The sequence below is a fragment of the Cobetia sp. MM1IDA2H-1 genome, from assembly GCF_002916775.2.
GTDB lineage: Bacteria > Pseudomonadota > Gammaproteobacteria > Pseudomonadales > Halomonadaceae > Cobetia > Cobetia marina.
The window spans coordinates 2,232,262-2,252,692 of sequence record NZ_CM133225.1 but is presented as its reverse complement, the minus strand read 5'-3'; the positions used below and the strand labels follow the sequence as shown (position 1 = coordinate 2,252,692).

16 protein-coding genes and 1 riboswitch are annotated in these 20,431 nt (G+C 62.4%); of the genes, 3 read left to right on the top strand and 13 right to left on the bottom strand.

The genetic code is table 11. The annotated features are described in order from the left end of the window. Nucleotides 1–6 precede the first annotated feature (6 nt). The 7 genes from atzF to BOH68_RS09585 form a co-directional block, all read right to left on the bottom strand. A complete protein-coding gene (atzF, locus tag BOH68_RS09615) occupies nt 7–1,839 on the bottom strand; it encodes an allophanate hydrolase (protein WP_258038142.1) in 1,833 nt (610 codons plus the stop codon). After that, entirely contained in the window at nt 1,839–5,660 is a 3,822-nt protein-coding gene (uca, locus tag BOH68_RS09610; protein WP_077371310.1) for an urea carboxylase, read from the bottom strand. Before uca ends, atzF begins: the two co-directional genes overlap by 1 nt. A gap of 194 nt (nt 5,661–5,854) precedes the next feature. After that, nucleotides 5,855–6,565 carry an urea amidolyase associated protein UAAP2 gene (locus tag BOH68_RS09605; RefSeq protein ID WP_077371312.1) on the bottom strand — a complete coding sequence of 237 codons (711 nt, stop codon included), beginning with the start codon at nt 6,563–6,565 and terminating at the stop codon, nt 5,855–5,857. Between the two features lie 91 nt (nt 6,566–6,656). Then, nucleotides 6,657–7,415, bottom strand: coding sequence for an urea amidolyase associated protein UAAP1 (locus tag BOH68_RS09600; protein ID WP_077371314.1), 759 nt, complete (start codon nt 7,413–7,415; stop codon nt 6,657–6,659). Continuing rightward, complete coding sequence (locus BOH68_RS09595; RefSeq protein ID WP_077371316.1) at nt 7,399–8,295, bottom strand: ABC transporter ATP-binding protein; 897 nt, start codon at nt 8,293–8,295, stop codon at nt 7,399–7,401. Before BOH68_RS09595 ends, BOH68_RS09600 begins: the two co-directional genes overlap by 17 nt. Further along, nucleotides 8,292–9,116 (bottom strand): ABC transporter permease, encoded by an 825-nt coding sequence (locus tag BOH68_RS09590; protein WP_077371317.1) that lies wholly within the window; start codon nt 9,114–9,116, stop codon nt 8,292–8,294. The genes BOH68_RS09595 and BOH68_RS09590 overlap by 4 nt, the downstream gene beginning before the upstream one ends. 109 nt (nt 9,117–9,225) lie before the next feature. Beyond that, a complete protein-coding gene (locus BOH68_RS09585) occupies nt 9,226–10,383 on the bottom strand; it encodes a putative urea ABC transporter substrate-binding protein (protein ID WP_077371318.1) in 1,158 nt (385 codons plus the stop codon). Between the two features lie 53 nt (nt 10,384–10,436). Continuing rightward, a riboswitch (guanidine-I (ykkC/yxkD leader) is annotated at nt 10,437–10,542 on the bottom strand. 221 nt (nt 10,543–10,763) lie between these two features. Here BOH68_RS09585 and BOH68_RS09580 point away from each other — a divergent pair. Next, nucleotides 10,764–11,159, top strand: coding sequence for a hypothetical protein (locus BOH68_RS09580; protein ID WP_139345412.1), 396 nt, complete (start codon nt 10,764–10,766; stop codon nt 11,157–11,159). A gap of 171 nt (nt 11,160–11,330) precedes the next feature. Here the strand turns inward: BOH68_RS09580 and BOH68_RS09575 are convergent, their stop codons facing one another. After that, the gene (locus BOH68_RS09575; RefSeq protein WP_456821144.1) at nt 11,331–12,320 is read right to left on the bottom strand and encodes an IS481 family transposase; all 990 of its coding nucleotides are present in this window, start codon (nt 12,318–12,320) and stop codon (nt 11,331–11,333) included. A gap of 158 nt (nt 12,321–12,478) precedes the next feature. Between BOH68_RS09575 and BOH68_RS09570 the strand changes: the two genes are divergently transcribed. Then, entirely contained in the window at nt 12,479–13,021 is a 543-nt protein-coding gene (locus tag BOH68_RS09570; protein ID WP_139345455.1) for a hypothetical protein, read from the top strand. A gap of 52 nt (nt 13,022–13,073) precedes the next feature. Further along, nucleotides 13,074–13,763 (top strand): DUF6998 domain-containing protein, encoded by a 690-nt coding sequence (locus tag BOH68_RS09565; protein ID WP_077375728.1) that lies wholly within the window; start codon nt 13,074–13,076, stop codon nt 13,761–13,763. 129 nt (nt 13,764–13,892) lie between these two features. Here BOH68_RS09565 and BOH68_RS09560 read toward each other — a convergent pair whose 3' ends face one another. The 5 genes from BOH68_RS09560 to BOH68_RS09540 all read right to left on the bottom strand — a co-directional run bounded on the left by BOH68_RS09560 (nt 13,893) and on the right by BOH68_RS09540 (nt 20,268). Further along, nucleotides 13,893–14,717, bottom strand: a complete 825-nt coding sequence (locus tag BOH68_RS09560; protein ID WP_077375731.1) for an ABC transporter ATP-binding protein — start codon at nt 14,715–14,717, stop codon at nt 13,893–13,895. Next, nucleotides 14,714–15,871, bottom strand: coding sequence for a FecCD family ABC transporter permease (locus tag BOH68_RS09555; RefSeq protein WP_077375734.1), 1,158 nt, complete (start codon nt 15,869–15,871; stop codon nt 14,714–14,716). Before BOH68_RS09555 ends, BOH68_RS09560 begins: the two co-directional genes overlap by 4 nt. Continuing rightward, the gene (locus BOH68_RS09550; protein WP_077375737.1) at nt 15,868–16,920 is read right to left on the bottom strand and encodes a FecCD family ABC transporter permease; all 1,053 of its coding nucleotides are present in this window, start codon (nt 16,918–16,920) and stop codon (nt 15,868–15,870) included. The genes BOH68_RS09555 and BOH68_RS09550 overlap by 4 nt, the downstream gene beginning before the upstream one ends. Then, a complete protein-coding gene (locus BOH68_RS09545) occupies nt 16,880–17,944 on the bottom strand; it encodes an iron-siderophore ABC transporter substrate-binding protein (protein ID WP_258038239.1) in 1,065 nt (354 codons plus the stop codon). The genes BOH68_RS09550 and BOH68_RS09545 overlap by 41 nt, the downstream gene beginning before the upstream one ends. A gap of 131 nt (nt 17,945–18,075) precedes the next feature. Beyond that, nucleotides 18,076–20,268 carry a TonB-dependent siderophore receptor gene (locus BOH68_RS09540; protein ID WP_139345456.1) on the bottom strand — a complete coding sequence of 731 codons (2,193 nt, stop codon included), beginning with the start codon at nt 20,266–20,268 and terminating at the stop codon, nt 18,076–18,078. Nucleotides 20,269–20,431 lie beyond the last annotated feature (163 nt).

Here is a 20,431-nt window from a genome sequence, read left to right as displayed (position 1 = left end):
TGCGGATCACCCGCGCTCCACCCACGCCTTCCAGCCGCCGTACTCGCTGATGTCCGTCATCGGTACGCCACTGTCAGCGGAGACCGAGCAGATGAAGCCTGAGACCCAGCGGCCGTCCTCGAGTTCGATCTGGCCCAGTCCCAGCGGGAAGGGGATGCCGGCGAGGAAGCTGCCGACACTGGCGATGGGCAGTGACCAGACTTCCAGCGCGATGCTGGTACCGTCCTCTGGCGCGCGCAGCATGGCCGGTTTGGCGGGTGTGGCGTCATCTAGTTGATAGAGGCGGTAGCGGGGGGCGCTGTGAGTACGGGCGACCAGGCGGGCATCGCGCTGGGTGAGCTGGTGATTGAGCGGCATGCCAGTGAGATGCGCACCGCAGACCGCGATCTCGAGTCGGCCATTCTTCGCCATCGGCAGATCGCTGTCGGCGAGGCGTCCCTGGGGACGGGCAACGGCGCTGGCTCCCAGCGGCAGCGAGAACTCCTTCTCGAGCAGCCGCGCGATGCTCAGCAGTTGCAGGTCTTCGAAGGCGGGCGCGAACAGTGTCACGCCGCCGGGCAGGCCTTGGCTATTGAAGCCGACCGGCACGGCCAGTGCGCTCAGATCCAGCAGGTTCATGAAGTTGGTCCAGGTGCCCAGTTCCGAATTGACCGCGATCGGTGCCTCGGCCAGCTCCGCCTTGGTCGGCAGACGCGGCGTGGTCGGGGCCAGCATCACGTCCACCTGCGCGAGCAGGGCATCGGCCTGACGGCGGTATTCGGCCAGTTGATAGCGGGCATCGAAGGCATCCACGGCCAGCGGCGTGGCACCGCCGAGGGTGATCTCGCGCGTGACAGGATGCAGTGCCTCAGGGTTGCGCTCGATCAGCTCGCGCACCGCGTGATAGCGCTCCGCCACCCACGGGCCTTCATACAGCAGGCGCGCGGCGGCCAGCAGCGGGCTGCAATCCAGCTCGACCAGCTCGGCCCCTGATGCCTTGCACTGACGCATCGCCACTTCCATGTAGCCGCTGTAATCGGCGTCGGTATGCCACTGGGTACGCGGCGGCACGCCGATGCGCAGGCCGGCGAGATCCGGCAGGAGGCCGTAGGTCTGGCCATGCACGGCGAAGTCGTGCTCGCGCGTCCAGCGGTTGTCGGCATCGAACTGTGCGGTGACGGACAACACCCGCGCGGCATCATCGCAGCCGAGTGCGAAAATCGAGATGGTATCCAGGGTGGCGCAGGCCGGCACCACACCGCCCGCGCTGAGCAGGCCGAGGGTCGGCTTCACGCCCACCAGGTTGTTGAAGCAGGCCGGCACACGCCCGGAGCCCGCCGTGTCCGTGCCCAGCGCGAAGCTGACCTGCCCCTGGGCGGTGACGACGGCGGAACCACTGCTGGAGCCGCCCGGCACATAGGCGGGGTCGAAGGCATTCGCCGGGGTGCCGTAGACCGCCAGGGCGCGCTCCCCGACCAGGCCGGTGGCGAACTGATCCAGATTGGTCTTGCCCAGCGGGATGGCACCGGCCGCGATGAGCTTGGCGACCACGAAGGCGTCATCGTCTGGCGTGTAGGCGAATTCCGGGCAACCGGCGGTAGTGGTCACGCCGGCGAGATCGATGTTGTCCTTGATCGCGAAGGGGATGCCGTAGAGCGGCAGTGACTCGGGCGCCACGTCGTCCAGACGCGCCAGATAGGGTTCCAGCTGATCTGCACTCAGGCGGGTGATCCAGGCGGCGTCTTGCTCGGGTTGCGCGGCCAGCAGTTCATTCACCAGCTGGCGTGGCGTCAGCTCTCCGGCCTGATAGGCCTTGCTCAGCGCCGTGATGCTCAGGTTGTGCGGGGTATGGGTCATCATCACAGCGTCTCCTCGGAGGACAGGGTCGATTGGGCGTTGTCTGGTGCGCTGGCATCAGCTGGATCAGTGGCTTCCACGGCGGTCGACAGCACGATCAGCGGCTGGCCGGGGGCGACGCCGCTGCCTTCCTTGATCGGCAGGCGAACGACACGGCCTGCGGTGTGGGTGCGAATCTCGACTTCCATCTTCATCGACTCGACCAGCGCCACCACCTGGCCGGCCTCGACGAGATCGCCCTCGGCGACCTCCAGCTTCCACAGGCTGCCGGTGACCGGCGTCTCGATGCCCAGCTCGTCATCGCTCAGGCTGTCGGCTTCCTGCACCTCGTTGATCTGATCCTCGAAGGTGAACTGGCCGCGTGCATGCCAGTCGTCGATTTCCTGCTGGAAAGCGGCCTGACGGCGTTCACGGAAGGCATCGGTCTCGGCCTGATGCTCGGCGATCTGCGCCTGATAATCGGCGAGGCGGAAGCGGGTCTTCTCGATCTTCAGGTCGTAACGCCCCTGAGGGTGATCACGACGGATCTGCTCGAGCGCCTCATGGCTGACCGGGTGGAAGCGCAGCTGGTCGAACACGCGCAGCAGCCACGGGCTGGTGAAGTGTTCGGTGCGGCGATAGCGATTCCACATCTGCAGCGTGCGGCCGACGAACTGATAGCCGCCCGGACCTTCCATGCCATAGACGCACAGATAGGCGCCGCCGATACCCACCGAGTTCTCGGCGGTCCAGGTGCGTGCCGGGTTGTACTTGGTGGTCACCAGGCGTTGGCGCGGGTCCAGCGGCGTGGCCACCGGCGCGCCGAGATAAACATCGCCGAGGCCCATCACCAGATAGCGGGCGTTGAGCACCGTCTCGCGTACCGCCGCCTCATCGGCGAGACCATTGATGCGGCGAATGAATTCCAGGTTGCTCGGGCACCAGGGGGCGTCCGGGCGCACCGAGCGCTGGTACTTGTCGATGGCCTGCTGACACGCAGGGTCATCCCAGGACAGCGGCAGGTGCACTGTGCGCGCCTCGATCTCGATGTCCTCGACATCCTTGAGCGCGACTTCGGCCTGTTCGAGGTGCGTCATCAGCGTGGCGAGGGCAAGCTTGCGCGGATCGTAATGCAGCTGCAGCGAGCGGATGCCCGGTGTCATCTCCATCAGGCCGGGCAGCGGATGCTCCTTGAGCCACAGCATCCAGGCGTGGGCGCGGAAGCGCAGCGCGATATCCAGCTCCATCTGGCCGAATTCGATCAGCAGGAAGTCATCCCCGGCGCGGCGATAGACGATCTGCTCGCCGCCTTGCTCGGCGCTCAGGCGCTTGAGTACTGGGGAGTCGTCCAGACGCGGACGTTGCTCAGCGATGGCGCTCAGCGTGGTGCTGGTCGCCGCCAGAGGTGACTCCAGTGCGTCGAGCTTGCCACTGGCGAGGGCGGTGATCACGGCGTCCTGCTGCACCTCGATGGAGCGAGCCTCATCCAGAGTCAGCGCAACGAAACGGATGCGATCACCGGCGGCCAGCTGGCCCAGCTTCCAGCGCTCGGCACGCACCACGGTGGCCGGGCATACGAAGCCGCCCAGCGACGGGCCGTCCGGACCGAGGATGACCGGCATGTCGCCGGTGAAGTCGATGGTGCCGAAGGCGTAGGCGTTGTCGTGGATGTTGGAGGGGTGCAGACCGGCCTCACCGCCGTCGGCACGTGCCCACTGCGGACGCGGGCCGATCAGACGCACGCCGGTACGGCTGGAGTTGTAGTGCACTTCCCAGCGGTGGCCGAAGAAGGTGCTGATGTCGTCTTCGGTGAAGAAGTCAGGCGCACCGTGCGGGCCGTAGAGCACGCCGATCTGCCATTCGCGACCTGAGGTCTTGCCTTGCGCATTATCGATAATGCTAGCGCCCTGCGGGATCAGCGCCTCGGGCAGCCGGGTCAGGGCGGGCTGGGGGCACTCGGCGAGATCAGCAAGCGGCAGGGTGTCGCCACTGCGCAGGGCACGTCCGGCATGGCCGCCGAACTGGCCCAGGGTGAAGGTCGCGCGCGAGCCCAGATACTGCGGGCAGTCGATGCCCCCGGCGATCAGCAGATAGCTGCGCGCGCCGGCGGCGACCTTGCCCAGGCTCAGGGTGCTGCCAGCGGCGATCTCATGCACCTGCCACAGGGCAAGATCGTGAGTCGCGGTCTCATCGGAGCCGGCTACAGGTGCTGAAACGGACAGCGTGGCGGGCAGCGGCGCACCGGCCAGCACCACGCGCGTGGCGCGGTGGAAGTGCAGGGTCGGGCCGTTGAGGGTGATCTCGAGGCCTGCGGCATCGGCCGCGTTGCCAAGCAGCGCATTGCCGAGACGGAAGGCGTAGTCATCGAAGGGGCCGGAGGGCGGCACGCCCACATCCCAGTGTCCCTGGCGACCCGGCATGTCCTGCACGGTGGTCAGGGTGCCGGGGACGATCACTTCAAAGGTCGGTGCTGCCCACTCGAGACCTTCCAGCCAGCGGGTGTAGATCTCGACATTGAGGAAGCGCGGGTCTTCCAGCAGGTGCGACAGCCACTGGCGGTTGGTCTCGATGCCGTAGAGGCGAGAGGCGGCCAGTGCCCTGGAGAGATCGCCGCGTGCCTGCTCGCGGGTCGGGGCGTGCACCATCACCTTGGCCAGCATCGGGTCGAACCACGCCGGGACCTCGAAACCGGCCTCGATGGAGTGATCCACCCGCAGCTGGCTGCCCTCGGCGAGGGCGGCGGTCACGGCGTCATTGGCGAACTCCACCTCGGTGAGCAGGCCGCTGGAGGGGCGGAAATCGTGCTGCGGATTCTCGGCATAGACCCGCGCCTGCATGGCGTGACCCTTGGGGGACAGCGGTGCGGCCAGCGTTGCGAGATCGTCCAGCTCACCGGCGCCCAGCTTGAGCATCCAGGCGACGATGTCCACGCCCCACACCAGCTCCGTGACACCATGCTCGACCTGCAGGCGCGTGTTGACCTCCAGGAAGTAGAAGGCCTGACGCTCGGCGTCATAGATGAATTCGACGGTACCGGCGCTGCGGTAATTGACGGCTTCGCCCAGGCGGATGGCGGTGGCGATCATCTCTTCACGAACGCGCTCGGGCAGGTTAGGTGCCGGGCATTCCTCGATGACCTTCTGGTGGCGGCGCTGACTGGAGCAGTCGCGCTCGCCGAGGGCGATCACCGTGCCTTTACCATCACCGAACAGCTGCACTTCCAGGTGACGGGCGCGGGCGATATACGCCTCCAGGAAGACGCCGCCATCCCCGAAGTTGCGCTCGCCCAGGCCCTTGACCGAATCGAAGGCGCGACTGAGGGAGGCGTCATCCTCACACACCTGCATGCCGATGCCGCCGCCGCCGGCGGTGGACTTGAGCATCACCGGATAGCCGATACGGGCGGCCTCGCTCAGTGCGCTCTCGACGTCGTCCAGCAGGCCGGTACCGGGTACCAGCGGCACGCCGGCGTTCTCGGCGATGGTGCGCGCTTCGTGCTTGAGGCCGAAGGCGTGGATCTGCTCGACGGTCGGGCCGAGGAAGACCAGGCCGGCGGCGTCACAGGCCTGGATGAAGCGGGTGTTCTCGGACAGGAAACCGTAGCCCGGGTGCACGGCCTGGGCACCACTCTCGCGGGCGATGGCGATCAGCTTGTCGATGTCGAGATAGGTCTCGGCTGCAGCACCTTCGCCGAGGCTGTAGGCGTCATCGGCCTCGCGCACGAAGGGGGATTCACGATCGGCTTCTGCGTAGACGGCGACGCTCTGGACACCGAGGGCACGCAGCGTGCGCTGGATTCGGGTGGCGATGGCGCCACGGTTGGCAATCAGGACCTTATGGAACATGACGGAGTCATCCTTCCGGCGGCGGGTCGTCCCGCCTTCAAACTGTGAGCTGCCGGTCGTCCGGTAGCCGGGCAGAGCCTTGGGAGCTGACGAGTGATGCAAGAGAGATGACATCGTCAGGGGTGGCTCGGCCGTTTCTTGTCGTATGCGTGTTCGAAAGCGTCGCTGTCAGCTCGGCGGTTCAGCTCAGCGGTTCAGCTCAGTGGCGAGTCGCTGATGCGGATGGCGACCGGTGTCGGGTCGTAGCCGTTGCAGGGGTTGTTGAGCTGCGGGCAGTTGGAGAGCAGCACGTAGACGTCACGTTCGGCGACCATCTCGACGTACTTGCCCGGGGCGGACAGTCCGTCCTCGAAGCTCAGGCCGCCATCGGCGGTGACCGGCACGTTCATGAAGAAGTTGATGTTGTGGCCGATGTCGCGCTTGGTCAGGTCGTACTTCGGGTAGCGGGCGATGGCCAGCATCCAGTTGTCACGACAGGAGTGCATGTGACGCTTTTCCAGGTCGTAACGCACGGTGTTGGATTCGCTGGAACAGGCACCACCCAGGGTGTCATGACGGCCACAGGTATCACCGGTGATGGTCAGCAGCGGGCGGCCACGGGTGGAATAGAGCACGCTGCCGGTGGTCAGGTAGACCTTGCCCTGCTCGCGCACGGTGTCCATCGCGCTGTAGCGCTCGGCGGTGTCGTCAGCCGAGAAGAACAGGGTGTCGGCGGCCTGATTGCCGTGCAGGTCAGTGATGCGCAGGTGCTGACCGGCGCGCACCAGGCCGATGAAGTGATCGCCGGCCTCGATGGTGCGCTCAAGCTCGCGCGGCTGCTCGGCCGGGTCTGCGTAGCTCAGCGGGGCGTCGTCCGTCGTGGCCGGGGTGTGGGCATGGGGGTGTTCAAGCGTCGAGGTGCACATGGGATTGTCCTTTGTCCTTGTCATCGAGGGCGTCGTTTCCAGTTGCCACTAGGCCCGTCGGCGTGGCGTCCATCTGCTGTCGGGGGGCGCCTCAGCCCGCCAGGTGATAGAGCTGATTGTTGGCGTAGGCGCGGGCATTCTCGGGGCGCGACAGATAGCAGGCGTCGTGCTCGTCCATCGGTGTCACGGTGCCGAAGGTCATGTCCACGCCGCGCAGCGGATATTCCTCGGCGGGGTCCATCGGATGCGGACAGGTGTGCAGCAGGACGAGGGTGTCCATCTCGAAGCGCAGGGTGACGCTGTCGCCGGCGGCGCAGTGGTCGGTGACGTAGTGCAGGTTGGCGTCTTCATCGGCGCGCACGCGGGAGAACAGATTGAGGTTGGCGCACAGGTCGCGCTCGCTCAGGCCGTACTTGGCCATCTCGATCAGCAGGCTGTCGTGGCCGGTGGGCGTGAAGTCATTGAAGGCTTGCTGGTAAGCCTTCTTGTGCCAGCCCTTGGCGGCGAAGTGCTGCTCCATCAGGTTGCCGCTGGCGCTGTCATGCCAGCCCAGATCATCCTGGATGATGGAGGCGAAGATGCGGCCCATGTCGGAATACAGGCAGTGCCCTTCGGTGAGACGGAAGGTGTGTTGACCCTTGAGGGTATCCGGCAGATTGAGGCGCTCAAGCGTATCCAGCGGGTTGTACATCACCAGGCCGACATTGGCGTTGGCCTCGCGGGCGGTCAGCTTGAGCGCGCTGCCACGCGGCATGCGCATCGACCAGTGATGGCCGCCGGGCAGATGGGTCTGATACTTCGCGGTGAAGCTGGCGCGGGCGGTGGTCGCGGCATCAAGCGGTATGTTCATTGATTTGGCCTCCGGTGAGAGTGGCTTGGGAAACGGAGTGGGCTGGCGTCGTCAGCGTTTCGTGCTCGGGCGTCGGTTGGTCAGCGCCCGCTTGGACAGAGCTCTTTTGAACAGAGCTCGTTTGGACAGAGCCCGGCTGCTGAGACGACGCCTTGGCCTTGCTGCGCTCGGTGGGCAGGTCATAGGTGATGGTCGAGCCATAAGCCTGCGGGGCCTGCGGGTCGACACGCACCTTGTCGAACACCCAGACGCGTGAGCCCAGCTCGAACGCTTCCTTGAGGTCGTGGGTGATCATGAAGATGGTCAGCTGCTGTTCTTCCCACAGACGCAGGATGAGCTGGTGCATGTCCTTGCGGATGCCCGGGTCCAGTGCGCCGAAGGGCTCATCCAGCAAGAGGATGCGCGGCTTCATCATCAGCGCCTGGGCGATGGCGAGGCGCTGCTGCATGCCGCCGGACAGCTCATGCGGGTACTTGTCCAGCGCGTGGGACAGGCCGACTTCCGCCAGGCGTTTCTCGGCGGCGACCCGTGCCTCGCGACGTTTGGCCCCGAACAGCTTGCCGGTCAGCGGGGCGCGCGCCAGCTCCTCGGCCATGATCACGTTGCCCAGCACCGTGAGATGCGGGAAGACGGAATACTTCTGGAAGACGATGCCGCGGTCCGGCCCCGGTTCGCCGGGGATGGGCTTGCCGTCCAGCAGCAGCTCACCGCGCGAGACGCCCTCGGTGCCCAGCAGCAGCTTGAGGAAGGTGGTCTTGCCGCAACCGGAGGCGCCGACCAGGGTGATGAATTCCCCGGCCTCGACGGTCAGGTTCATGCGTTCCAGCACGACCTGCTGGCCGTAGTGCTTCTCGAGACCCTTGGCGTGTATCAGGCTCATGATTGGCTCTCCTCAGCGTGGTACCAGGGGAAGGCGCGGGTAGAGACGAGCACCAGCAGACGGTCGAGCAGGAAGGCCAGCAGCGTGATCCAGGCCACGTAGGGCAGGATGACGTCCATCGCCAGATAGCGGCGCACCAGGAAGATGCGATAGCCGAGGCCGTCCTGGGCGGCGATGGCTTCCGCGGCGATCAGGAACAGCCAGGCGCTGCCGAGTGCCAGACGCGTGGCGCTCAGAAGGCGCGGGGTCAGCTGCGGCAGCAGCACGCGGGTCAGCACCTGCCAGGAGCTGGCACCCAGGGTCTGGGCCTTGATCAGCTGCTCATCGGGCAGGCGCAGGGCCTGATTCTGCAGGTCGCGAATCAGGAAGGGCGTGATGCCGATGACGATCAGCGCGATCTTGGCCAGCTCACCCGTCCCGAAGGCGATGAACAGGATCGGCAGGATCGCCATCGGCGGAATCAGGGACAGCACGGTGATCAGCGGTGACAGCTTGGCGCGCAGCAGCGGCAGGCCGCCGGTGAGCAGGCCGACGCTCAGACCGATCAGCGCACTGATCAGCACGCCGGCCAGCAGGCGTTCGAGGCTGGCGAAGGTGTCGGTCCACAGCGGCAGATCGCCGGTGCGCACGTTGACCTCGGTGGCCAGCTTGGCGAAGGACTCGCCCATGGACGCGAAGGACGGCAGCAGGCGGTCGTTGGGGTTGTCGAGCAGTCGCTGGTTGGACTGCACGATGTAGAGGATGGCCAGCAGCGCGAAGGGCAGGCCACCGAGCAGCCAGCGGCCACCACGGGAGGGTGTCAGATTGATCAGGCGTTTCATGCGCGGGCTCCACGGGTGCGAACGAGAGGTGCGGTCGAGGGAGGCGGTCGGTTCACCAGCCACAGAGACAGCTTTCCTGCGGCTGGTGTGCGGCATCCACCGCGTGGCGTTACAGGCTGTCGGCCAGTGCGGCGGTGTAGCTCGGGTCGAAGCGCAGCATCACGTTGCCCTCATTGCCGACGATGCCGGCAGGCGTCTCGATGCCGATGAAGCCGGCATCCGGCGCGCCTTCGCCCAGCAGCCCCTGAGCGAAGCTGAAGTCGGCGATGTGCTGCATGGTGTCCTTGAGGCTCGGCGCATTGAAGGCGGCCACGGCCTCGGCGGGGGTGTAGTACATGTGGGTCGCGGCCAGCTGGGCCTGATAGCCGGCGAGGTCGGTGCCGGCGGCATCGGCCATCTGGGAGAGCGCGGCTTCGTCGCCAGCCTTCATCTTCTCCATCACTTCATACCAAGCGCCGACCAGCGCGTGGCCGAAGTCCGGGTTGTCCTTCAGTGTCTGGGTATTGACGACCATCAGGTCGAGAATCTCGCCGGGGATGTCACTGGAGTTGAAGACTTCGGTGTAGCCGGGCATGTCCTTGAGCGTGGCCAGCTGCGGGTTCCAGGTCACCACCGCCTGGGTGTCGGTGTTGCTGGCCAGCGCTACGATGTCGGCATCGCCGGTATTGGTGGTGGTGAGGTCGCGCTCGCTCATGTCGACGCTGTCCAGCGCACGTGCCAGCAGGTAGTGGGAGACACTGAACTGCACCAGATTGACCTCACGGTCCTTCAGGGACTCGATGGAATCGCCGTCGCGTACCATCACGCCGTCATTGCCATCGGAGTAGTCACCCAGAATCAGCGCGGTGGAATCCACGCTGCTGGCGGCGGGGAGGGTGAGGGCATCCATGTTGGTCATGGCGCAGCCATCGACATTGCCGGAGGTGTACTGATTGATGGATTCGACGTAATCGTTGACCTGCACGACATCGATGTCGATGTCGTACTTCTTGGCCCACTTGTCGACGATGCCCTGGGTATCCGCGTATTCCCACGGCATCCAGCCGGCATACACCGACCAGCACACGCTGAAGGAATCCTGCGCCATGGCCTGCGGGCTCAGCGATGCGCCAAGCAGCAGGGCGCCGGCCAGCACGGCATGTCGGGAGGTCTTGCTGGAGTCGGCGGATACCGCAGGGGAATCAGATGCGACAGCAGCGGATGGCGCCTGAGCGCTGGCATCCGAGAGGGAAGTCGTAGACGGGGAAAGGCGAGCGGGCTGGGTCATTGTCGTTATCTCCGGCGGAAAAAGTGAGAGGCGCCGACCTTTTCAGGCGTTGCGTCTCCCGGGCTTTTGTCCCGCCGTGTAACCCCCAGCTGGAGGTCGAGTGCTCTCGGACCAGTCGTGACGGCAATGCCGATCACCGGAACCCTAGCGCTCTATTGGTCTAGATTTTCGATTGTTGTATGCCTATCGGTGCCTCGCTGAATGTCTAGCAGGAAGCGTGCCGAATTTGAATTATTATTATAATTCAATTGCTTGCATGATTAGCTCAGCCTATAAAGAGCCAACGAAAAGCTTTAGTTGCACCACAATGGTGATTTCTCAAGAAAAACGCACTAAATTTGCTTCTTCAGTGAGTAAAACTGCTTCAAGGAGTGAGGCTAATGTTTTTAGATAAAGATAAAGTTAAAGAGTATATATATAGTAATGTTGCCAGCGTTTTTTGGTCTTTTTTCTTAATGTTTGGCGCTGCTGTATTTGTGCTTTATTATATTTATATTGGATATATGCCAGATTTTGATATGACTTCCTCTATATCTCTTTTAGCTGCAGTATCGGCTACGTCGATATTTTTATTATTATTCGTTGTCTTAATGGGAATAATGCCAGGTATATTTTGGGACTATTACTGGCATGAAGTAGGCGAAGAGACTAATTTCAGCCGACGCTGGAAAAATAAAGAAGCAGTCACAACAGTCTGGTTGTTAATCTTCTGGTTTGCTTTGCCGGTGCTAATCTTTGTTACATCTTTTTTAGGAGGCTGGTTTTATAAAACATGATTATATATTGTTTCTCCGTTAGTTTTTATTATGTATTGTTCGTATGCTCTAAGCAACAGTGATGTTACCTTATGGGCTGGATTTAAAGAGTGCTTCTCTTTGTTTTTTGCTTTGTTGTTAAGTTCTATCCTGGCACTTATCCCTTTTTTCTTTATCTTGTCCGTTTCCTTGTTAGATGTCGGGTTCCGCCTGATTGATTACAGTCTGGGTAAACAGCTCCGGTCGTTCGGCCTGCCACTCCTTCATTGCTGCAACAGGTGCCCTGTGGTGTAGTGCCTTCTGAGGAATATGGTGGTTGTATAACCAGCAATACCGCTCGAGAGTCTGTTCTAAATCCTCACTTGAGTCATAGCGCCGAGTCGCCAGCACATCGCTGATACGCCCATTGAAGCGCTCCACCATTCCGTTCGTTTGGGGTCTGCCTGGCTTGATCAGTCGATGCTCAATGCCATGGTTCTGACATTCCTGATCGAAAAGATGATGCCCACTGGGCTTACGCTCGCCGCCCACGGTGAAGCGATCGGTAAAGGATTTACCATTGTCCGTGAGCACGGTTCGAATCGTGAAGGGAGCCTCCTCTTCCACACGCTTCATGAACGCCCGGGCATCCTTTGCAGATTGACTTGATCTGACCTCCAGATACACCCACCGAGTGGCACGATCAATCGCGACGTAGAGATAACGCTTGTGATCTTCGTCAGGCATTTGGGGCAGATGCTTGATATCTATGTGCACATACCCGGGCTCATAATCCTTAAAAGGCCGATGCTTAGGCTTCTCGTTGCCTTCCGCGTCTCGACGTGCCAGCTTGGCGAGAGTTGGCACTTCACGCCGTTTGAGCATGCGCTGAAGCGCGGAACGTGACAGTTTGGGGTTCAGGAATTCACGAGCAACGACAAGTAGATCATCGAGTCCCAGCCGTAGTAACTCACGAGCGGCGATGACTATCTCTTCCTGCTCTGAGGTCAGAGTCGCCAGTAGGTTATGACGTGTGTGGGAACGATCCAGGACATCATCACGATGACGCCAGCGCTGGATAGTTGAGACGCTGACCCCAAACTGACGAGCAAGATCTTTGTTGGTCATACCGGCAGGAGCTGCTTGGATGTCGGCACGAATTTTCGGTGTCGTCGTCGCTTGCTTATGCAGCTTGATGTCCATGAAGCCTTTCCTGAATAAATTGCTTGATGAGCTCACGCGAGGCTAACAAAGGATAGCTTCGTTGTGAAATCCGATCATCCGGCACCCTACAGTTAGAGGGCTATTCTGACACTAAAATATTATTTTTGATTGCTATTCTTTCATTGTTTTTACTTTTTATGAACGTGCTTGTAGCAGCTCCAATAGCAAACTCTAGTTTGTCTAATAACACGATAAATGAAAATAAATTAAAAAAGAATGCTGTTATTGGGTTTATGATACTTGTTATGTTTTTCATAGGTACCTCTTCGATAGAGATAATACCTAAAGCCGTAATGAAATTATACAAATTTGGTGATATAAAAGCTACCAAGGTGGTCTTTGATAAAGATGGTTGTTTGATCTTGAAGGAGGTTGGTCTAAAGGGTGTTGGTGGAAGTGATATATGTTATATAAAGGATGTGTTGATATTGTCACGATTAGGTGAAGAGTACTACTTGGAGATTTCTAGCAATGCTATTATGAGAAATAACGCCTATGATGAGGAGGCATACTCTACAGATAATGCATCTGATGAGAGGGTAGGCTCTACAGTTAATGAGGTGAAAAGTTCTATAGATGAGCCTGATAATGCTGATTTAAAATCCGCGCATGTTATAAGAGTGACTATGCAAGCTGAGCATGTCCTATCTTGGTCTACAATCAATGATGATAAGTCATGATGTTCATTAAGGCATCTTTAAATTTTGGTGTTGTGTTTATAGGAATGGCCTCATGGCACTTTCACAGATGCAGATCATCCAATCCTTGGGTGAAGCGATGGCCTGGTTTGAACGAGAACTGAATTGGGGCGTGCCGCCGACCGAGCTACGTCATCTTTGCGGACGCATTGGTGAACTTTACGCTGCATTGATCACCAATGGTCAGATGGCGACCGAGGTGAACCAGCGTGGCTATGACGTGGTAAGCGGTGACGGTGAGCGAATCTCGGTCAAGACCACTGCGATGATGGGCGGTGGAGGCCATGTTGCTTTCAATCCCCGCTCGCTGGAGGAAGTGGAGCGCATCATCATCCTGCGTATCAATACGGAAGAGATGCAGATCGAGAAGTTGCTGGATGCCACAGTGGAAGAGACAAGGTCGTTGATGTCACAGGAACGCGCAGGCAAACAGAGCATCTCGTTGTCTCGACTGGCCAAGACTACGAAGCCACGCAGCGAGCTGAAAGCCGTGCGTGAAGTCATGTTCGCATCTTGTCTTGTTCGCGAACTTGAGAACGGTAGCATCGAAGTCGAGCGCGATGATGGTCAGGGGATGCAGGCAGTGAGCCCTGTTCAGCCAGTGCTGCGTGAATTGGCAAGACAACTGAATCTGCCGCTGGTCAATGGCAACGGCAATCCGCACAACACCCGTCAGCTGGGTAGTCTGGTTATCAAGAGTCTGAGTGAGTCGTCGCATATCTAGTCGCGAGAGAGTCATCATATGAAGCGCTGAACAAGGGGCCATGGCGGCCCCTTGTTCAGTGATACCGATTCTGATGTCTCATGTGGACTGTGTTGCATTGAATGTGCTCTGGCCTATCCAACAGCGTGATCAGCTCGACATGGCTTCGTTCCTTGCGGCTTTCATCCCATGGCGTCCGACGGGCACCATCATCGGCTTGCCGGTAACGGGGTCCGGGGTGATGTGGCTTTCCAGCCCGAATACCTCCTTGACCATCTCGCGTGTGAGTACCTGCTCGGGCAGGCCACTGGCATGAATCTGGCCGTCTGACATGGCGATCAGCACATCCGCGTAACGTGCGGCCAGGTTCAGTTCATGCAGCACCATCACGATGGTGGTGCCGCGAGCGTGGTTGAGGTCCGTCAGCAGGTCGAGCACTTCCACCTGATGATTGATGTCGAGGAAGGTGGTGGGCTCATCCAGCAGCAGAATGTCCGTCTGCTGGGCGAGCGCCATGGCAATCCAGACACGCTGGCGTTGGCCGCCGGAGAGTTCATCCACCGCTCGCTCGGCGAGTGCGGCGGTGTCGGTGGCGTTGAGGGCTGCCAGCACCGCGGTGTCATCGTCACGCGTCCAGCGCTGGAACAGCCCTTGATGCGGGTGACGCCCTCGGCTGACAAGATCCAGCACCGTGATGCCTTCCGGGGCGATCGGTGACTGGGACAGCAGCCCCAGCTGGCGGGCCAGTTGACGTGCCGGCAGGCGGTGGATCGACCTGCCATCCAGCAGCACCTCGCCCCGCGAGGGAGGCAGCAGGCGCGAGAGCGTGCGCAGCAGGGTGGACTTGCCGCAGGCATTGGCGCCGACGATCACGGTGATCTCGCCCGGAGCGATGTCGAGGTCTATCGACTCGAGCACCGGCCGCTCGGCATAGCCTGCCGTCAGGCCATTCACGCACAGGGAAGGGTGGGTCATGAGGAAACGACTCGCTGAGATGACGGGCGGTGAGGAGCGGAGGAGGAAGATGGCGGCGTCGGCTGCCTGCCGCGTCGTTGTCTGCGCCCTGAGGTGCCCGGCCCTTGATGTTCCCGCATCAGCAACAGCAGCAGCACCGGTGCGCCCAGCACGCCTGTCACTACGCCCACCGGATAGCGCGCAGGCAGCAGGAACTGGCCGATGAAGTCCGCGACCAGCATCAACAATGCCCCGATCAGGGCGGCCGGGATCAGCATGGAGCCGCGCCGCCGGAACAGGCGCGTTGCGATGGGCCCGCTGACGAAGGCGACGAAGGCCACCGGGCCGACCACCGCCGTGGCGCAGGCGACCAGCCCGACCGCCGAGAGAATGATGATGAAGCGCGTGAGCGAGAGCCGCACGCCGAGACCGCTGGCCATGTCATCGCCCATGCGCATGACGTCCAGATGCCGGCTCATCATCAGCAGCAAGCTGCCCAGCAGGCCCAGTGCCACGGCAAGTGGTGGTAGCTGACTCAGAGTGATGCTGTTGAGGCTGCCGGTCATCCAGCGCAGCGCCTCCTGCAATGACCAGCTGGGCGCCTGCGTCAGCAGATAGGCGGTGATGCTCTGCAGCATGGCGCCCAGTCCGATACCGACCAGTATCAGCCGTGCCCCGGCCACTCCCTTGCGCCAGGAGAGGGTGTAGATCAGCAGCGCCACGCCAAGCGAGGCGGCAATCGCCAGCAATGACACCAGCGTGCCGCTCAGCGACAGCATCACGATGGCGAATACCGCCGCCGTGCTGGCACCGGCACTGATGCCGATGATGTCCGGACTGGCCAGCGGATTGCGCAGCATGGCCTGAAAGGCGGCGCCGCCCAGTCCGAAGCAGCAGCCCGAGAGAATCGCGACCAGCGCACGCGGCAGGCGCAGCTCGGTGATGATGAAGCTGGCCCCCGGCACGTTCTCGCCCAGCAGTACCTGAAGCACCGTGAGTGGGGGAATGAAGCGCTGTCCCTGCATCAGGACAAGGCTGAAGACGGCGAGCACCACGGCCAGCAATCCCCAGAGCGTGAGGCGGCGCTGGCGCTGTCGGGCACGCCGCAGGCGCGTCAGGGTGGCACGCGAGGTGGGGTGCGTCGCAGACGAGGCGTCTGGCTGGAGAAGGCTCACAGTGATTTCACCTTGTGGCGACGGACGATCCAGATGAAGAACGGTGCGCCGACCAGTGCCGTCATGATGCCCACGTCCAGTTCGGCGGGGCGTGCGATCAGACGTCCGAGAATGTCCGCCGAGGTCAGCAGCAGGGCACCGGCCAGCGCCGAGAGCGGCAGAATCCAGCGGTAATCGCTGCCCGCCATCAGGCGACAGACATGCGGCACCACCAGCCCGACGAAGGCGATGGGGCCACATACCGCGGTGATGCCACCACATAGCAGAATCGCGCCCAGTGCCGCCATCACCCGCACCCGCGCCACGCGTTCGCCCAACCCGCTGGCCATGTCATCGCCGAGCGCCAGCAGGTTGAGTCGGCGCGCCGAGAGCCCGCAGATCAGCAGGCCGCTGAGCAGGAAGGGCAGCGCCGGGGTGATCTGTGCCCAGGTCGCGCCGCCGACACCGCCGATCAACCAGGACTGGATCAGCCCGCCGATGTCGGCGCGCGGCAGGATGATGGCCGTGCTCAGAGAGCTCAGCGCCGCGGAGATGACGGCCCCGGAGAGTGCCAGGCGCAGCGGGGTCGCCCCGCCACGCCCGAGACTGGCGATCAGATAGACCATCACGGCACTCAGCCCCGCCCCGAGAATGGCCAGCCACAGATAGTCGCTGGCCTGCTGGATGCCGAACCAGGCGATGCCGATCACCACGGCGAGTGCCGCCCCGGCATTGACGCCGAGCAGCCCCGGGTCTGCCAGCGGGTTGCGGGTCAGACCCTGCATCACGGCGCCCGACACGCCCAGCGCCGCCCCGGCCAGCATGGCCAGCAGGGTGCGCGGCAGGCGGCTGGCCACGGCGGCCTCGGCCATCGAATCCAGCGAGCCGTCCAGCAGCCCCGTGATGTCGGCCCAGTGGGTCACCCGCGCACCGAAGGCCACCGACAGGGCGAGGCTTGCACACAGCGCCAGCCACAGCAGCAGGGTGCCCAGCCAGCGCCGCTGACGGCTGGCCGATAGCGGCGTGAGATCACTCGCCCTTGCGGGCGGCGACGGACAGCTGGTCAACATAGTCGTCGAGTACCCAGGGAATCGAGAGAGGTGTGGGGTTGGCGGCAGTGCCCATCGGGCCGTTCTCCAGCAGCACCACGGCGTCCTGCTGGATGGCGGGCAGGCGGGAGGTCAGCAGATGCTCGTTGAGGCGGTCGATCAGCGGCTGGCCACCGTAGGTCAGCACGATATCGACATCGGCCAGCTCATCGAGGCGCTCGGCGCTGATCTGACCGGCAAAGCGACCCTCGACGGCGGTCTCGCTGACGAATGGCGGCGAGACCATGCCCAGCTCGTGGAAGAAGCGCACTCGGGCATCGTTGTCGTTGTAGAAGGCGATACGGCTCAGATTGGTGGGGTCGATGTGGCTGATCACGATGATCGACTTGCCCTGGATCTCGGGATGATCCGCGATGTTCTCGGCGATCCGGGCCTCGAGACGCTCGATCAGCGCCTCACCCTCGGTGGCCATGCCCATGCCGGCACTGTCGTGGCGGATCATGTCGCGCCAGCTGGAGGACCAGCGCGGCCCCGGACGTGCCACCACCGGTGCGATCTTGCCCAGTGTCCGATAGTCGGCCTCGCTCATGCCGGAATAGGCCGCCAGGATGACGTCCGGCTGGCTGGCGGCCACCGCTTCGAAATCGATGCCATCGCCCTCGTCGAACAGCGTGTACTCGCCGGCGTCAAGCTCCTCCAGGCGCGCCTTGACCCACGGCATCATGCCGTCATCGTCGTCATCCCCGAAGGCCTGGCGCGGAAAGCCCACCGGTACCACGCCGAGTGCCAGCGGCACCTCATGATTGGCCCAGGCGACGGTGGCGATGCGCTGCGGCTTTTCCTCGATGAGCGTCGTGCCGAAGGCGTGCTGGAGGGTGATCGGGTAGTGCTGGGCGTGCCCTGCCGCTGGTGAGGCGTCAGACGCCGATACCGTGGAGGGGGTGTCAGCGTGAGACGTCGCTGACGCCTGTGCCTGGGCGGCAGGCACGAGACTGGCGGCCATGATGGCCAGGCCAATGGCGCAGGAAAGTCGTGTGAGTCGCAAGGGAGAATCCTTTTTTCAATCGGGTCGCGGATGACAGCCCCTACATCGTGAGGGGCTGTCCAGAGGAAAGGCTGGCCATCGGAAAGGCTGGCCATCGGAAAGGCTGGCCATGAGAAATGACGCGCCTGTCCTCAGAAGTCGTAGGTCATGCTCAGCAGGGCACTGCGCGGCGCACCATAGAGGTACTGGCTGTAGAAGCCTTGCTGGGTGTAGTACTCCTCATCGAAGAGGTTGGAGACGTTGAGCTGGGTGCTGAAGTGGTCATTGATGCGATAGCGCGCCATGGCGTTGGCCAGGAAGACATCGCCCTGACCGACCTTGGCGGTGCCGGTCGGGGTATCGGCGTCACGATAGGTGTCGCCCTGCCAGGTGCCGCCGGCGCCCAGGGTCAGGCGTGACCAGTCACCGGACAGCTGCCAGGTGGCGTAGACCTTGGCCTGCTGGCGTGGATAGCTGGTATTGAGCTGGGTGCCATCGGAATCCTGGGCATCCACCAGCGCGTAGCTGGCGGAGAGGTTGATGCCCGGGGCGACTTCACCGGCCACTTCCAGCTCGAACCCTTCCACCACCGCGCCGTCGGATTCGGTGTAGGCCTGATCGGTGGTGCCCGCGACATAGACGCCGGGGATCTCGACGGCCAGATTGTCCTGCTCGCTGCGGAAGACGGCGAAGGATACGTCAGCGCGATCATTGAACAGCTCGGCTTTCAGGCCCGCTTCATAGCTGGTGCCTTCCAGCGGATCGAGCAGGGCGCCATCGGGGGCGCGTTCGCTCTGGGTGTTGAAGATCTGCGTGTAGCTCGTGTAGGCGGTAAGGTTGTCGGTGATGTCGACGACCAGGCCGGCATAGGGCGTGAACTCGTCGTTGTACTCATAGCTGCGCTCACCGCGATAGTCCTGGTCGATCTCCCAATCGGTCAGGCGGGCACCGAGGATCAGATGCACGGGGTCTGCCAGCGAGAAACGCGTGACGGCGTAGAAGCCTTCCTGCCTGGTCTCGGTGTCATCGCTCAGGCCCCACTCGCCCCATTCGGGCTCGGCCAGTGCCGGGTCGTCACGATCGGTGAAGCTGCCCAGCGCCGGCACGCTGCTCGCCGGGGTTCGACTCCAGATCTCGTACTCTTCCTTCAGCTGCATGTAGCCGAAGCCCAGCTGATGCTCGCGTCCGAACAGCTCGAAGGGGCCTTCGGCGCTCAGGTTGAGGTTCTTCTGGGTCCGGTCTCCGCGGTAGTCCAGCAGATAGGAGCCGGTGGGCACCTGGCGGTTGGTGTCGTAGTAGAGGATGCCGTTGTCACGGTCGACGTAACCGCCACGGTAGTTGTAGGTCAGCCCGTAATTGGCGTCGCCGTGGCTGTAGGCGGCGGTCGCCTTCCAGCCATTGGCGAAGTAGTGGGTCAGGTCCGCGAAGCCACGCGTGTTCTCGGTGAAGAAGTGGGCCCACTCGGTATTGTTGGCGACTGACTGATCGAAATCGGTCCGCGAGCCGTCGGTGTAGTAGAGCGGCACGCCCAGATAGGCACCGTCCTGGTCGTAGCGCTGGTATTCGACGCCGACATTCAGTTCGGTATCCGGTGTCAGTTCCGCGGCGATCACCCCGTAGAGGGTCTCGCGATCATTCTCCACGTCATCCATGAAGCTGTCGGAGCGGTCCTTGGCGGCCACGAAGCGCACGCCGACCTTGCCGGCGTCATCCAGCGGCGTGCTGATATCCACCACACCACGGCGGCGGTCCCAGCTGCCCACGGCACCGGTCACGCTGGCGGCGGCTTCCTCCAGCGGCTTCTTGCGCACGAAGTTGACGGTGGCGGAGGGGTCGCCCACCCCGGTCATCAGGCCGGTAGCCCCGCGAATCACCTCGACGCGGTCATAGATGGCGGTGTCCCACTCGGCGTCACCGAAGGGCCAGAAGCTGCTGGTGTTGCTCTGCTGGCCATCGAACTGGAAATTGCGGATCGAGTAGCCACGCGACTGGAAGTTGGTGCGCGTGCCATCGAGACGATTGGAGGACACCCCCGGCAGGCGGTTGACGGCTTCCGTGGTGCTGGTGAGCGCCTCATCCTCCATCTGCTGGCGGGTCAGGAAGCTGATCGACTGCGGTGTCTCGCGCGGTGACAGCGTCAGGCCATTGGCGCGGGTGCTGGCGCCGACCGTGTAGTCACGGGTCAACTCGGTGGTGGAGGTCTGCGCTTCACCGACGATGGTCATGGCTTGTAGCTCACGCGTCTCGTCAGCCGACACCAGGCTGGGAGATGCAGCGCTAGCCAGCGCGATGGCGAGGGTTAGTCGAGACAGCGGCAGTGAAGATGGCGCGGATGGATGTGACACGTTGGCGTTCCCTGAGTGCTTTTATAAGAATGATTATTATTCACTGTGAGGAGCGGCCGATGTTTTGCGAAATGCCAGAAAACCTTTGCGCAGCGCCAGACTTTGCACGAATCGAGGAACTTTTCGCACGTCGATGCCCATGCTGCCGGCGTTGGTGAGAAAA

Excerpts from the sequence above, each read along its gene's own strand:
- atzF (WP_258038142.1), bottom strand. The coding sequence starts at position 1,839 with ATGATGACCCATACCCCGCACAACCTGAGCATCACGGCGCTGAGCAAG.
- uca (WP_077371310.1), bottom strand. The coding sequence starts at position 5,660 with ATGTTCCATAAGGTCCTGATTGCCAACCGTGGCGCCATCGCCACCCGA.
- BOH68_RS09605 (WP_077371312.1), bottom strand. The coding sequence starts at position 6,565 with ATGTGCACCTCGACGCTTGAACACCCCCATGCCCACACCCCGGCCACG.
- BOH68_RS09600 (WP_077371314.1), bottom strand. The coding sequence starts at position 7,415 with ATGAACATACCGCTTGATGCCGCGACCACCGCCCGCGCCAGCTTCACC.
- BOH68_RS09595 (WP_077371316.1), bottom strand. The coding sequence starts at position 8,295 with ATGAGCCTGATACACGCCAAGGGTCTCGAGAAGCACTACGGCCAGCAG.
- BOH68_RS09590 (WP_077371317.1), bottom strand. The coding sequence starts at position 9,116 with ATGAAACGCCTGATCAATCTGACACCCTCCCGTGGTGGCCGCTGGCTG.
- BOH68_RS09585 (WP_077371318.1), bottom strand. The coding sequence starts at position 10,383 with ATGACCCAGCCCGCTCGCCTTTCCCCGTCTACGACTTCCCTCTCGGAT.
- BOH68_RS09580 (WP_139345412.1), top strand. The coding sequence starts at position 10,764 with ATGTTTTTAGATAAAGATAAAGTTAAAGAGTATATATATAGTAATGTT.
- BOH68_RS09575 (WP_456821144.1), bottom strand. The coding sequence starts at position 12,320 with ATGGACATCAAGCTGCATAAGCAAGCGACGACGACACCGAAAATTCGT.
- BOH68_RS09570 (WP_139345455.1), top strand. The coding sequence starts at position 12,479 with ATGAACGTGCTTGTAGCAGCTCCAATAGCAAACTCTAGTTTGTCTAAT.
- BOH68_RS09565 (WP_077375728.1), top strand. The coding sequence starts at position 13,074 with ATGGCACTTTCACAGATGCAGATCATCCAATCCTTGGGTGAAGCGATG.
- BOH68_RS09560 (WP_077375731.1), bottom strand. The coding sequence starts at position 14,717 with ATGACCCACCCTTCCCTGTGCGTGAATGGCCTGACGGCAGGCTATGCC.
- BOH68_RS09550 (WP_077375737.1), bottom strand. The coding sequence starts at position 16,920 with ATGTTGACCAGCTGTCCGTCGCCGCCCGCAAGGGCGAGTGATCTCACG.